The organism is Bartonella sp. SL320, assembly GCF_059687635.1.
The window spans coordinates 1,776,639-1,790,896 of the sequence record NZ_CM185143.1; the positions used below are offsets into that span (position 1 = coordinate 1,776,639).

General features: G+C 39.5%; 11 protein-coding genes and 1 pseudogene. All 12 read left to right on the plus strand.

Annotated features, from left to right (window positions below; all coding sequences use genetic code 11):
- Positions 1 to 17 precede the first annotated feature (17 nt).
- Positions 18 to 1,394 carry a tRNA (N6-isopentenyl adenosine(37)-C2)-methylthiotransferase MiaB gene (gene miaB, locus AC6ER8_RS07305; protein WP_497078040.1) on the plus strand — a complete coding sequence of 459 codons (1,377 nt, stop codon included), beginning with the start codon at positions 18 to 20 and terminating at the stop codon, positions 1,392 to 1,394.
- 161 nt (positions 1,395 to 1,555) lie between these two features.
- Complete coding sequence (locus AC6ER8_RS07310; RefSeq protein ID WP_497079667.1) at positions 1,556 to 2,674, plus strand: PhoH family protein; 1,119 nt, start codon at positions 1,556 to 1,558, stop codon at positions 2,672 to 2,674.
- A 2-nt stretch (positions 2,675 to 2,676) separates the two neighbouring features.
- Complete coding sequence (ybeY, locus tag AC6ER8_RS07315; RefSeq protein ID WP_497078041.1) at positions 2,677 to 3,168, plus strand: rRNA maturation RNase YbeY; 492 nt, start codon at positions 2,677 to 2,679, stop codon at positions 3,166 to 3,168.
- 94 nt (positions 3,169 to 3,262) lie between these two features.
- Positions 3,263 to 4,288, plus strand: a complete 1,026-nt coding sequence (locus AC6ER8_RS07320) for a hemolysin family protein (RefSeq protein WP_497078042.1) — start codon at positions 3,263 to 3,265, stop codon at positions 4,286 to 4,288.
- Positions 4,251 to 5,885, plus strand: a complete 1,635-nt coding sequence (gene lnt, locus AC6ER8_RS07325) for an apolipoprotein N-acyltransferase (RefSeq protein WP_497078043.1) — start codon at positions 4,251 to 4,253, stop codon at positions 5,883 to 5,885. Before AC6ER8_RS07320 ends, lnt begins: the two co-directional genes overlap by 38 nt.
- A 150-nt stretch (positions 5,886 to 6,035) precedes the next feature.
- Positions 6,036 to 6,449 (plus strand): helix-turn-helix domain-containing protein, encoded by a 414-nt coding sequence (locus tag AC6ER8_RS07330; RefSeq protein ID WP_497078044.1) that lies wholly within the window; start codon positions 6,036 to 6,038, stop codon positions 6,447 to 6,449.
- 131 nt (positions 6,450 to 6,580) lie between these two features.
- Complete coding sequence (gene metK / locus AC6ER8_RS07335; protein WP_497078045.1) at positions 6,581 to 7,849, plus strand: methionine adenosyltransferase; 1,269 nt, start codon at positions 6,581 to 6,583, stop codon at positions 7,847 to 7,849.
- Positions 7,846 to 8,547 (plus strand): tRNA (guanine(46)-N(7))-methyltransferase TrmB, encoded by a 702-nt coding sequence (locus AC6ER8_RS07340; RefSeq protein ID WP_497078046.1) that lies wholly within the window; start codon positions 7,846 to 7,848, stop codon positions 8,545 to 8,547. The genes metK and AC6ER8_RS07340 overlap by 4 nt, the downstream gene beginning before the upstream one ends.
- A 127-nt stretch (positions 8,548 to 8,674) precedes the next feature.
- A pseudogene (rimP, locus tag AC6ER8_RS07345) lies at positions 8,675 to 9,324 on the plus strand (ribosome maturation factor RimP).
- A 47-nt stretch (positions 9,325 to 9,371) separates the two neighbouring features.
- Entirely contained in the window at positions 9,372 to 11,009 is a 1,638-nt protein-coding gene (gene nusA, locus AC6ER8_RS07350; RefSeq protein ID WP_497078047.1) for a transcription termination factor NusA, read from the plus strand.
- Positions 11,010 to 11,645 carry an RNA-binding protein gene (locus tag AC6ER8_RS07355; protein ID WP_497078049.1) on the plus strand — a complete coding sequence of 212 codons (636 nt, stop codon included), beginning with the start codon at positions 11,010 to 11,012 and terminating at the stop codon, positions 11,643 to 11,645.
- Complete coding sequence (gene infB, locus AC6ER8_RS07360; RefSeq protein WP_497078051.1) at positions 11,642 to 14,170, plus strand: translation initiation factor IF-2; 2,529 nt, start codon at positions 11,642 to 11,644, stop codon at positions 14,168 to 14,170. The genes AC6ER8_RS07355 and infB overlap by 4 nt, the downstream gene beginning before the upstream one ends.
- Positions 14,171 to 14,258 lie beyond the last annotated feature (88 nt).

Sequence of the window (14,258 nt, forward strand, 5' to 3'; positions counted from 1 at the left end):
ACATTTAGACAGGTATTATGAATAAAGTAAATCCTAAAAATACGCCTCCTGTTGCTCCTAAAAAGGTTTTTATCAAGACCTATGGGTGTCAAATGAATGTTTATGATAGCCAACGAATGACTGATAGTCTCAGTGCTCAAGGCTATGTGACAACACAAACACCCAATGATGCCGATCTTATTCTTGTTAATACCTGTCATATTCGTGAAAAAGCAGCTGAAAAACTCTATTCTGATCTCGGTCGCTTGCGTGTTATGCGTCAAGAGCGAGCACCTGATAAACCCTTAACTGTTGGTGTAACAGGTTGTGTTGCACAAGCTGAAGGAAGTGAAATCTTGCGTCGCGCTCCAACAGTGGATCTCGTTATTGGTCCGCAAATGTATCATCGCTTGCCAGAATTATTAGAAAAAGCCAAACAAGGTAAAAAAGTTATCGAAACGGATTATGCTGTTGAAGATAAATTTGCTCATTTACCGCCGCATAATAAACGTGCAGTCAGAAAGCGGGGTGTTAGTGCCTTTTTAACAGTCCAGGAAGGGTGTGATAAATTTTGCACTTTTTGTGTTGTTCCTTATACGCGGGGTGCTGAAATATCGCGCTCTGTCGAACAAATTACCGAGGAAGCCCGTCAACTCATTGAAGCGGGTGTTAAAGAAATTACGCTGCTTGGACAAAATGTTAATGGTTGGCATGGACAAAGTGCTGATGGAAAAACTTGGCGCCTTGGTGATCTTCTTTATCATCTTGCAAAACTCGATGGTTTAAAGCGTTTGCGTTATACAACCAGCCACCCGCGCGATATGGATGATAGCCTTATTGCTGCACATCGAGATCTTGATATGTTAATGCCTTACCTGCACCTGCCTGTGCAATCTGGTTCAGATCGCATCTTAAAAGCCATGAACCGCCAACATAAAAGCGCTCATTATCTTCATATTATCGAAAAAATTCGCGCTGCACGGCCAGATATTGCCTTTTCAGGCGATTTTATTGTAGGGTTTCCAGGAGAAACAGATGAAGACTTTGAAGAAACCATTAAGCTCATTCAACAAGTACAATATAGTTCAGCTTATTCTTTTAAATATTCCCCCCGTCCTGGAACCGTGGGAGCCACAATGAAAAATCATGTTGAGGAATCTGTAAAAGATGCCCGTCTTCAACATTTACAAGTCCTTCTTCTTGAGCAACAAAATGCATTTTTGCGTTCTAAGGTTGGTCAAAAAACGGATGTTCTTATTGAAAAACCTGGACGTCACTCAGGACAAATGGTAGGGCGCTCTCCTTGGCTTTTACCTGTTGTTGTGGATACAGAAGCCTCTACAGGTAGTGTGATAGAAATTCATATTAAAAATACAAGCTCAAACAGTTTTGTCGGTGAAGTGACAAATAGATAAATATGACTCTAATACCTTGTTCATAATAAAGGTTTTGGAAAACTCTTTTATTTTAAAAGAAAATGATTACATCTAAAGCGTGCACTTTTATAAAAAACTCGTCTTTTATAAAGTTTACTCAAAAAAATATGTAATATTTATATAGATATGGAGAATATAGGCTGAAAGCTTCAACTGAAAAAATAAAGCGCGTTAAAGAAAAAATAAATGCTGACATTAAAAAGATTGATCCCTTGAAACAAGAAAGCGCTTCAGATACGAGCCAAGTTATTTTGGTTTTTGAAAATAATAAATATGCAAAAGCGGTTTTTGGTAAATTTGATGAAAATCTCGCTTATATCGAAAAAAAACTTGGCCTTAGTATTCATCCACGTGGCAATGAAATCTTAATCCATGGAAATATTTCTGTTATAAAACGTGCACGATATGTATTGCAGCAGCTTTATGAACGTGCCAAAACACATCAAGAGCTCGCTTTATCAGATATAAAAGGGGTGATTGCTATGGCGAGTATACCGCAAAAGCAGAAAGAAGACACAATAACACACAAATCTGCACCGAAACGTATACCAGCAAAGTTGAGTACCCATAAAAAAATAATTCATGCAAGGACTCCAACACAAGATGCTTATATACGCGCAATGGAGCATACTGAACTTGTGTTTGGTGTAGGACCAGCAGGAACAGGAAAAACGTATCTTGCTGTTGCTCATGCTGCAATGCTTCTAGAACGTGGTATCATTGAGCGGATTATTCTCTCACGTCCTGCTGTTGAAGCTGGAGAACACCTGGGGTTTCTTCCCGGTGATCTTAAAGAAAAAGTCGACCCCTATTTACGACCACTTTATGATGCTCTTTATGATATGATGCCTGCTGAAAAAATAGAACGCGTTTTAACTTCTGGTGTCATAGAAATTGCTCCTCTTGCCTTTATGCGTGGACGAACGCTTGCCCATGCCGCGGTTATTCTTGATGAAGCACAAAATACAACACCGATGCAAATGAAGATGTTCCTTACACGTCTTGGAGAAGGAACACGTATGATCGTTACCGGTGATGTAAGCCAAATTGATTTGCCTATAGGGCAAAAATCAGGTCTTATTGAAGCCATCCGCATTCTTTCAAATGTAGACAATATTGCAATTGTGCGCTTTGATGAAAAAGATGTTGTACGCCACCCACTTGTTGCTGCTATCGTTCATGCTTATGATCGTGATTCTGAAATACAAAATAAAAAAAAATCAATCGCGTGTGATCCATTAAAAAATGAATTTGATTGATCATGATTATTATTGATATAATGGTTGAAAGCGCAGGGTGGAATGATGAGAAAATGCTTTATAATATCACCGAAAAAGCATTAACGACAACGATGCATCATGTTTCATTGGAAAATGTTGTAAGCGAGATTAGCCTGCTTTTTACGGATGATGAACATATGGCACAAATCAATGCACAATGGCGTGGTAAAAACAAACCCACCAATGTATTATCCTTTCCAGCTTTTCCAATTAAAGCTGGGAATCCTCCGAATTCCATGATGGGTGATATTATCATCGCGCGAGAAACTGTTGTTCTCGAAGCAGAAAAACAAGGAAAAACATTTCAAGACCATTTAACGCATATGATCGTTCATGGTGTCTTGCATCTGCTTGGCTATGACCATGAAACCGATGATGAAGCACATCAAATGGAAACGCTTGAAAGAGAAATTCTACAAAAGCTCTCCATCAAAGATCCTTATACTGAATTGCCTATAAATGATAGAAATTAACTTTTAACATTAATATTATGAGTATACCATTTAAAACCTCTCATTCACTTATTATAAAAAGTTATAAGAAGAAAGTTTAGAAGATTGCAAAACCATGACAAACAAAACAAATACACAAAATAGTCGTCAAACATCTTCTAATAATGAAAAAGATCCCTCTCAACAGACGAATCATACAGAAAAATATTCCCTGATAAATCATTTGTTTTCATTCTTACGGGGTCGTAATTGTGCACCTACATCACTGCGCGATGATCTTACCGTTGCACTTGCAACTAATAATGAAAAAGATACAGCTCTCTTCTCACCTGAAGAACGGACTATGTTGCATAATATTTTGCGTTTGCGTGAAGCACGCGTAGATGATGTTATGATCCCTCGCTCTGAAATCGAAGCATTGGAAATAAACACTTCACTTGGAGATGCCCTTAAATGTTTCGCAAAAGTTGGTCATTCTCGCATACCTGTTTACGCTGAAACTTTAGATGATCCACGCGGCATGATCCATATCCGTGATATTCTAAATTATATGACTCGCTTTATTATCAATCCTACAAAAACCGAACAAAAATCTGATGTGCTTCAATTAAATCACACAGATTTACATACCCCAATCGGTGAATTGGATTTGATCCGAACCGTTCTCTTTGTTCCCAGTTCTATGCTTGCAAGCAAGCTCTTAACACGGATGCAAACCACGCGAACACAAATGGCTTTAGTTATTGATGAACACGGCGGAACAGATGGTCTCGTTTCAATGGAGGATATTGTTGAATTGGTCGTTGGTGATATCGAAGATGAACATGATCATGTCGACAATGCTATCGTACGCGAACACAACAATAAATGGCTTGTTGATGCAAGAACCGAACTAGAAGATGTGGAGAAAGCTCTTGGACCTGATTTTATCGTAGGAGAATATGGTGATGAGGTTGATACTATTGGTGGTTTAATTGTCTCTATTCTTGATCGTATTCCTGCAAAAGGTGAAGTTGTCGAAGCTGTCCCTGGCTATAAATTTCGTATTTTAGAAGCTGATAAACGCCGAATTAAGCGGTTGCGCATTTTTCGCATTCCAGAAAATGAAAATCTTGAAAACAATGCCATCTCTAAAGAATAGTCGAGCGCCTTTAAATAATTTCATCGTTTTTTTGCGCTCTGTTACCGGCTGGAAGAGGCAGGCATGGATATTTCTATGTGGTGCTCTTTCTTCCTTTGCACTTCCACCCTTTTATTTAACACCTCTTTGCTTTCTAACTTTTCCTATTTTTGTTGTTTTACTTGACTCAATACAAGCCTCCCCAAAAAATAAAAAATATTTTTTTACCTATGCTTTAAGCTGTGGAACTTTTGGTTTTAGTTATTTTATTTGCGGACTTTGGTGGCTCTGCAATGCTTTGTTGACAGATCCAGATTCTTTTGGTTGGGCCGTACCACTAGCCATTGTATTTCCTCCTCTCTACCTTTCTCTTTATTGGTTTTTTTCTGGTTTCATTGTCGGTTTATTATGGACAAAAGGAATAGCACGCTTTTTTGTTTTAGCCTTTGCCTTAGGATTGGCCGAATGGTTGCGTGCGTTCTTATTTACAGGATTTCCATGGAATTCTCTTGGCTATACAGCTATGCCAACCCCGATGTTCATGCAATCTGATGCAATCGTGGGACTTTATGGAATGAATATTCTTGCTGTCTTAACCTATAGTTTACCCACAGTTTTATTAACAGATGAAAAAAAGAAGGTTGCTCTTTCTCTTTGCTTATCACTTATATTCCTTCACAGTGGTTTTGGATTTTATCGCCTCCATACGATAGAGAATACAGCTGAAGATCAAAAAAGCAATTATTGGGTGCGCATTGTTCAACCCTCTATCCCACAAAATATAAAATTGCATGATAATACACGAGAAACTGTGTTGGAAGCGCACATGAATCTGAGTGCAAAACCAGTAACGGGTAAAAATCCAGAACCCGATTTTATCATATGGCCTGAAGCTTCCGTTCCTTACCTTCTCTATGATAACTCATCTATCACGATGCACATTGCCTCTCTTTTAAAACCAAAACAATGGGCTATCATCGGAGCGGTACGCGCTAGTGATGATCCCCCTCGTTCCCAAACACAATATTTCAATACAATTGCCGTCATCAATGCTCAAGGTAATATTGTACATACTTCCGATAAACTTCATTTGGTCCCTTTTGGTGAGTATCTTCCCTATCAAAATTTATTGAAAAAAATTGGCTTACATATTCTCGCTGATAATATTGGTGGATATAGCGCTGCACATGTGCGCACAACTGTTACAATGCCAAACGGATTTTCTTATCTGCCCTTAATTTGTTATGAGGCAATATTTCCCCATGAAATGACTTTTAAAGGCCCCTCTCCTCAAGCAATCATTAATGTCACAAATGATGCATGGTTTGGTGTAACACCGGGGCCTTATCAACATCTTCAACAAGCACAGCTTCGTGCCATTGAATTAGGTATCCCACTCATACGAGCAGCGAATAATGGAATATCAGCTGTTATTGATTCTTATGGACGAATCGTTGTAGCTCTTCAACAAAATGTTGTGGGCATTATTGATTCAGAAGTTCCACCATCCATTACCCCTATAGGAAGCAATGAATACAGAACTTTCTCTACTTTTATCTTATTCATTCTTATGCTATTGTGTCGTATTGGTTTTGGTTCTACAAAACAGCTTAAATGATTCAAGTGCTCCTTGTACGGTATTATGTTGCGTTTACCAGTAATATTGGGAAAAAATATTACATAATTATTTAATTATATGATAAATCAACTTCGCATAAATTTGATGTTGGTTTAAAAGAAAAGTGCTGGAAATTTAAAGAGTTGCATTATGACCGAAACTAGAAAAAAACCTGACCCTATAGATATCTATGTTGGAACGCGTATCCGTTTACGTCGTAATATTTTGGGACTTACTCAAGAAAAATTAGGTGAAAAATTAGGCATTACTTTTCAGCAAATCCAAAAATATGAAAAAGGAACAAACCGTATTGGTGCCAGTCGCCTTCAAGCAATAGCAGAAATTATGGATGTTCCTGTTTCTTACTTTTTTGATAAGGGTCTTACCTCTCAACAAGTAGAGGGTTTTGCTGAAAGTGAACACAATTTTATGGACTTTTGTTCTAGTAGCGAAGGTATTCAGCTCATGCGGGCTTTTACGAATATATCTGATGCTAAAGTGCGTCGCAAAATCATTGACTTGGCAAAAGCACTTTCTGAGGAAGATTTGACAGATAAGCTATAAAATTAAAATTATATTTTTTCTCTCTTGTTCATATAAATTTGCATTGTCGATTTGCTGTGGAATGAGCAAACCGGAGCAGCTTTAGTAGGCAATTAATTGAATTGTTGGTTTTCTTTTTTGAAGGAGTTCCTATGCCGCATCAAGATTATCTTTTTACGAGCGAATCGGTATCGGAAGGGCATCCTGATAAAATTTGTGATCGTATTTCCGATGAAATCGTTGATATGGTCTATAAAGAAGCACAAAAGACCGGTACTGATCCATGGTTAGTCCGTGTTGCTTGTGAAACTCTCGTCAGTGTCAACCGTGTTGTTATCGCCGGTGAGGTACGTGTTCCTGATACGCTCTTAAAAAAAGATAAAGATAAAAAAATTATCTATGATGAAACTGGCTGTCCACTCATTAACCCTACGCGTTTTCGTACAGCAGCGCGCCGTGCTATCCGTTCCATTGGCTATGAACAAGCAGGTTTCCATTGGAAAACTGTTAAAATTGATGTTCTTTTGCGTCCTCAATCTGCTGACATTGCAAGAGGCGTTGATAATGCAATGGATCGGCATGGTGAAGAAGGAGCAGGTGATCAAGGTATCATGTTTGGATATGCTTGCCGTGAAACGCCTGACCTGATGCCTGCACCAATTTATTATGCGCATAAGATTCTCAAACTTCTTTCTGCAGCTCGTCATAAAGGAGAAGGCGAAACTGGAAAATTAGGACCGGATGCTAAAAGTCAAATCACTATACGCTATAAAGGCGGAAAACCAATAGAGGTAACATCCATCGTTCTTTCAACTCAGCACCTCGATGAAAGTTGGGATTCCAATAAAGTCCGTACAGTGGTTGAACCTTATATTCGTCAAGCTTTACATGATATCCCTATTTCAGCTCAATGCAGTTGGTATATTAATCCAACAGGAAAATTTGTCATTGGTGGTCCCCAAAGTGATGCCGGATTAACAGGACGAAAAATTATCGTGGATACTTACGGAGGTGCAGCTCCCCATGGAGGCGGTGCATTTTCAGGAAAAGATACGACAAAAGTTGACCGTTCTGCAGCCTATGCAGCACGTTATCTGGCTAAGAATATTGTTGCTGCTCATCTAGCAGAACGATGCACCATTCAGCTCTCCTATGCAATTGGTATTGCACAACCTTTATCGATTTATCTTAATCTGCATGGAACAGGAAAAGTCGATGAAAAGATTATTGAAGCGGCCATTCGCAAAATAATGGATCTTTCCCCTACAGGAATTCGAAAACATCTTGACCTTAATAAACCAATATACACAAAAACAGCTGCTTATGGTCACTTCGGGCGAAAACCAAAGCATGATGGTTCGTTTTCATGGGAAAAAACTGATCTCGTAAAAACGCTTCAAGAAATAATCAAAATCTCATGATTAAATATAATACACGCAAAAGTGAAGCCTTTTTTGGACGCCGACAAGGAAAGCAGCTACGAAACAATCAGCTTGCACGTCTAAAAATGCTTCTCCCTCATTTTAATATTGATTTAAATGTCCCTCCTCCCTCAGACCTTACATCCTTATTTGCGAGTAAAGTAAAAGAAATTAGACTTGAAATCGGCTTTGGTGGCGGTGAACATTTACTCCATGAAATGGAACATTTTCCGCAAACCGGTTTTATCGGCATCGAGCCCTTTATCAATGGCATGGCAAAAATATTGTTGTCTCTTGAACAGCATACACATTATCAAAACCATCTTCGCCTCTATAATGATGATGCTACACGCCTGCTTGATTGGCTTCCTGATAATTCGCTTGATGGAATAGATCTTTTCTATCCTGATCCTTGGCCGAAAAAGAAACACTGGAAACGACGTTTCATTAACATAAAAAATCTTAACCGTTTTGCTCGCGTTCTTAAAATAGGGAAAGCTTTTCGCTTTGCTAGTGATATAGACAGTTATATAAACTGGACCCTTTATCACTGTGCACATCATGATCACTTTGAGTGGAAAGCAGAAAGCCCCCAAGACTGGAAAACCCCTTATCCACTATGGAGAGGAACGCGCTATGAAGCAAAAGCTTTACGGGAAGGACGAACACCTGCCTATCTTACCTTTATCAAGAAATAAATGATCGAGTGCTTTTCTCATAAACAACTTGAAAAATTTTGAATTTAAGAGTATTAATAACTAAATTCTTGGTCTTATGATGAAGAGTGGGCCCTTGGACCCGCTCTTTTTTAATATCATAAAACTGATGGAAATAACGTGGATAAAATTTATGAACGAAGCGGAAAAAATAAGCAATCTTGACGAACCTCGCTTGTTTGAAGAAGATGGTATTGAAGCACGGGTTGGGGCTCTTGTCATACCACTGCTGAAACCTTTAGGATTTCGTTTGGTTCGTGTAAAACTTCTTGGACAAAATGGTTTAACACTTCAAATTATGGTGGAACGAGCTGATGGTTCTTTGACCGTAGAAGATTGTGAAACTGTTAGTCGAACTGTTTCCCCCTCCTTGATGTGGAAAATGTTATTGAACGCAAATATCATTTAGAAGTCTCATCCCCTGGAATTGATCGTCCATTGGTAAGAAAATCTGATTTTTTTCATTGGCAGGGGCATCTTGCAAAAATTGAGACAAAAATAACCATTGATGGGCGTCGAAAATTTCGTGGAATACTGACCAATATTACGCAAGATGGATTTATTTTAAATACGGATAAAGCTGCTTACGGAGAAGCCATGTACACCTCTATTTCCTTTTGTGATATCATAAATGCGCATTTAGTGCTTACCGATGAGCTTATTCGCGATGCATTGAAAAAAAATAAAGATTTGAGTCAACAATTCATTGACGAAGATAATCCTACCGACTCAATACAGACGCTCAATTTCAAAAAATAATATCACTGGGGAATACCCATCGTGTGGCACAAAGAAGGAGAAAATTGATGGCTACAAGCGCTAACAGGCTTGAAATTCTGCAAATTGCAGATGCTGTTGCACGTGAAAAGTCAATCGACCGTGAAATTGTCATTTCTGCGATGGCGGATGCGATTCAGAAAGCAGCACGTTCTCGTTATGGTCAAGAAACCAATATACGTGCTGAAATAAATTCCAAAACAGGTGAAATTAAATTACAACGCCTGCTTAAAATCGTTGATGTTGTTGAAGACTATACAGCGGAAATTACTTTGTCAGATGCACTCAAACGTCAAGCAGAAGCAAAAGTTGGTGATTTTTTTGCTGATCCTTTACCTCCTATGGATTTTGGACGTATCGCAGCACAATCTGCTAAACAAGTTATTGTACAAAAAGTACGTGACGCAGAGCGTGATCAGCAATATGAAGAATTTAAAAATAAAGTTGGTGAAATTATTTCTGGTACAGTCAAACGTGTGGAATATGGCAATGTTATCGTTGATTTGGGGCGTGGTGAGGCCATTGTACGCCGTGATGAATTAATCCCCCGTGAATCTTTCCGCTATGGAGACCGTATTCGTGCCTTTGTCAATGATGTACACCGTGAAACACGTGGACCACAGATTTTCCTTTCACGCACACATCCTCAATTTATGGTAAAACTTTTTACCATGGAAGTTCCAGAAATTTATGATGGTATTATAGAAATCAAATCGGTTGCTCGTGATCCAGGTTCACGAGCCAAAATTGCTGTTGTTTCACGCGATGGTTCCATTGATCCTGTTGGTGCATGTGTGGGGATGCGAGGAAGTCGTGTACAAGCAGTTGTTGCAGAATTACAAGGCGAAAAAATTGATATTATTCCTTGGTCGCCTGATGCTGCAACATTTGTTGTGAATGCCTTGCAACCTGCTGAAGTTTCTAAAATCATCCTTGATGAAGATGCTGAGCGCATTGAAGTTATTGTGCCGGATGACCAACTTAGCCTTGCTATTGGACGACGTGGGCAAAATGTTCGTTTAGCTTCGCAGCTAACTGGATGGAACATTGATATTTTAACGGAAAAGGAAGAATCTGAAAATCGTCAAAAAGAATTTACTGAACGGAGTAAATTATTTATGGAAGCCTTAGAAGTTGACGAAATGATCGGACAAGTTATGGCGTCAGAAGGTTTTTCTTCTATTGAAGAAATTGCCTATATTGATCTTGAGGAAATCGCTTCTATTGATGGTTTTGACCATGATACCGCCGCTGAAATCCAAAATCGAGCGCGCGAATATCTTGATCATAAAGAAAAAGAACTTGATGAAAAACGCAGAAAGCTCGGCGTTTCTGACGAATTACGAACACTTCCTGGAATGACAAGTGCTATGCTAGTTGCTGTGGGTGAGGATGGTGTAAAAACAATGGAGGATTTTGCTGGCTATGCCGTTGATGATTTGGCGGGTTGGAGAGAACGCAAAGAAGGTCAGACGCAAAACTTTTCTGGTGTTTTAACCCCTTTTGACATTACACGCGCAGATGCAGAAGCTATGGTTTTAGCTGCACGTGTACAAGCAGGATGGATAGACCCAGCTGATCTTGTTACAGAAAGTCCTGTAGAAGTAGAAGATGAAAATTCTGCAGAAAATGAAAAAACAGATGATTTGGATGTGGATACACTTTAAATGAATGAACGGACTTGCATTGTGACTCGACAAAATGCTTCAGCACAAACGCTGATCCGTTTTGTTATTGGTCCCAATAACCAAATTGTCCCTGATCTTAAAGCGAATTTACCAGGGCGCGGCGTTTGGATTTCTGCTCATCACACTGTTATTGAGAAAGCGATCAAACAGAAAGCTTTTCATAAAAGTTTTAAAACAGATGTTGAGGTTGTACCAAATCTTGCGCATATTGTTGATACGCTTTTACTCAAAGCTGCTCTTTCAAGCCTTTCTTTGGCAAGAAAAGCGGGAGCAGTTGTCATGGGAGCAACGAAGGTTGATGCTGCTATCCGCTCCGGTCAAGCTATTCTTGTACTTCATGCTAAAGAAACAACAGAAGATGGAAAACGAAAAATTGCACAAGCTATCCATACAATACAACAACAAACAAATCGGACAATAAAAACTATATCTTTATTTACAAGTGATGAAATGCGCGTGGCTTTTGGCTCTAATCCTGTCATGCACGCAGCCTTATTGGACACAAAGGCTGCTGAAGGATTTCTCAAAACAACATATAAATTGATCAGCTATCGTGATGACAAGCATAGTAAGCCCGGTGAGATGACGGCTCAAGCCGTGAAGGAAGTACAATGAGTGAAAATAACAACGACAAAATAACAAACAAGAAGACACTAACTCTCAAGCGGTCTGTCTTGGAAACAAGCACGGTCAAACAAAATTTTAGTCATGGCCGTACAAAGGCTGTCGTTGTTGAAACCAAACGACGTAAAATTACGCGGCCTGATGAAAAAGCTGAAACCCTTCAGCCTATTACAAAGCCGCATGTAGCCCCCCAACGCTCTAAACCGCGTTTTGAGGAAAAAAAACCTCAAGAATCTGCCGCTAAAAGTAATCTTTCATCGGCTGAAATGGAAGCAAGACTTCGCGCGTTAGAAGAAGCACATATTCAAGAAAGAATAACGCGAGAAAAAGCCGAAGAAGAAGCAAGACGCGCTAAAGAGCGTGAAGAAATTTTACAGAAAGAAATTAAAGAAAAAGAAATACAGCACAAACAAGAAGAAGAAAAACAGCCGGTACACATTTCACCTGTTCTCTCTGAGCCCCCTCTTATTGAACAGGTAGAGATTCCTGTTGCACCTAAAAATGCACCTGCGGTTGAAAAGCGCAAAATAGATGAAGATAAAGAGGAGGAACGGTATAGCCGACGTGCTAATCCTGGTAAATCAGAAATACGTGCACCAAAAGTTGTCAAAGGAGCTGATGAACGGCGCCGTGGAAAACTAACTCTTAATAGCGCACTGGACGAAGAAGGAAGTGCGCGTGGACGCTCAATGGCTGCAATGCGGCGCAGACAAGAAAAGTTTAAGCGTGCACAAAACCAAGAACCAAGAGAAAAAATTTCTCGTGAAGTTGTACTTCCTGAGACGATAACCATTCAAGAGCTCGCACAACGTATGACGGAGCGTTCCGTTGATGTTATTAAATTCTTGATGAAACAAGGACAAATGATGAAACCTGGCGATGTTATTGATGCAGATGTTGCTGAACTCATCGCTGTTGAATTTGGCCATACGGTTAAACGTGTTTTAGAATCTGATGTAGAGGAAGGTATCTTTAATATAACAGATAATCCTCAGAATATGCAGCAACGTCCCCCTGTTGTAACCATTATGGGTCATGTTGACCACGGAAAAACTTCTCTTCTCGATGCTATTCGCAAAGCCAATGTTGTGTCTGGTGAAGCAGGTGGTATTACGCAGCATATTGGAGCCTATCAAGTAGAACAAAACGGTCAAAAAATTACCTTTATTGATACACCGGGACATGCTGCATTTACCGCTATGCGTGCCCGTGGAGCTCGTGTTACCGATATTGCTGTTCTTGTTGTTGCCGCTGATGATAGTGTTATGCCGCAAACGATTGAATCAATTAATCACGCTAAAGCTGCTGGTGTACCTATTATTGTTGCTATCAACAAAATTGATAAACCAGCTGCAAATGCACAAAAAGTGCGTACAGAACTTTTACAACATGAAGTATTTGTTGAAACGATGGGCGGTGAAACTTTGGACGTTGAAGTTTCTGCTAAAACGGGTCAAAACCTTGATAAACTTCTTGAAGCTATCCTTCTTCAGGCTGAAATGCTTGATCTGAAAGCAGATCCTCAGCGAACTGCAGAAGGTGTTGTCATCGAAGCGAAATTGGATCGTGGACGTGGATCTGTTGCAACCGTTCTTGTTCAAAAAGGGACATTGCATCCTTCTGATATTATCGTTGCTGGAAATGAATGGGGGCGTGTGCGTGCTTTGATTGACGACCATGGTCGCCATGTCAAAGAAGCCGTTCCTTCTACACCGATTGAAATTTTAGGCATGCAAGGAACACCTCAAGCTGGAGATCGTTTTGCTGTTGTCACGCATGAAGCAAAAGCACGCGAAATTTCTGAATATCGTCAGCGATTAGCGCGTGATAAAGCTGTTGCTCGACAAACCGGCTCGCGTGGTTCACTTGAGCAGATGATGACAAAATTGCAAACGACTGGTGTTAAGGAGTTTTCTCTTATTATCAAAGGGGATGTGCAAGGATCCATTGAAGCAATCGCTTCAGCATTGGAGAAGCTAGGAAATGATGAGGTTCGTGCGCGTGTTGTACATTCTGGTGCCGGAGGAATTACCGAAAGTGATATTTCTCTTGCCGAAGCTTCTAACTCCGCTGTGATTGGCTTTAATGTTCGAGCCAATAAACAAGCGCGTGATTTTGCAAAAACACAAGGAATTGAAATTCGTTATTATAACATCATTTATGATCTTGTTGATGATATCAAAGCGGCCATGTCTGGGTTGCTCTCACCAGAACAGCGTGAAACTTTCCTTGGTAATGCTGAAATTCTAGAAGTCTTTAATATTACAAAAATCGGAAAAGTCGCTGGGTGTCGTGTTACAGAAGGTAAAATAGAGCGAGGAGCCGGTGTCCGCCTTATTCGCGATAATATCGTTATTCACGAAGGAAAATTAAAAACACTTAAACGCTTTAAAGATGAAGTCAATGAAGTACAAAGTGGTCAAGAATGTGGAATAGCCTTTGAAAATTATGAAGATATGCGCGCAGGAGACATTATTGAAACCTTCCGTATCGAACATATTAATCGCACATTATAAAATAATCCAATAACTTTACTCTATTTTAAAATGAGGAAAGTTATTGGAATTCTATCACAATGTCTCTTTTTTTCCTTATTTGGATGAT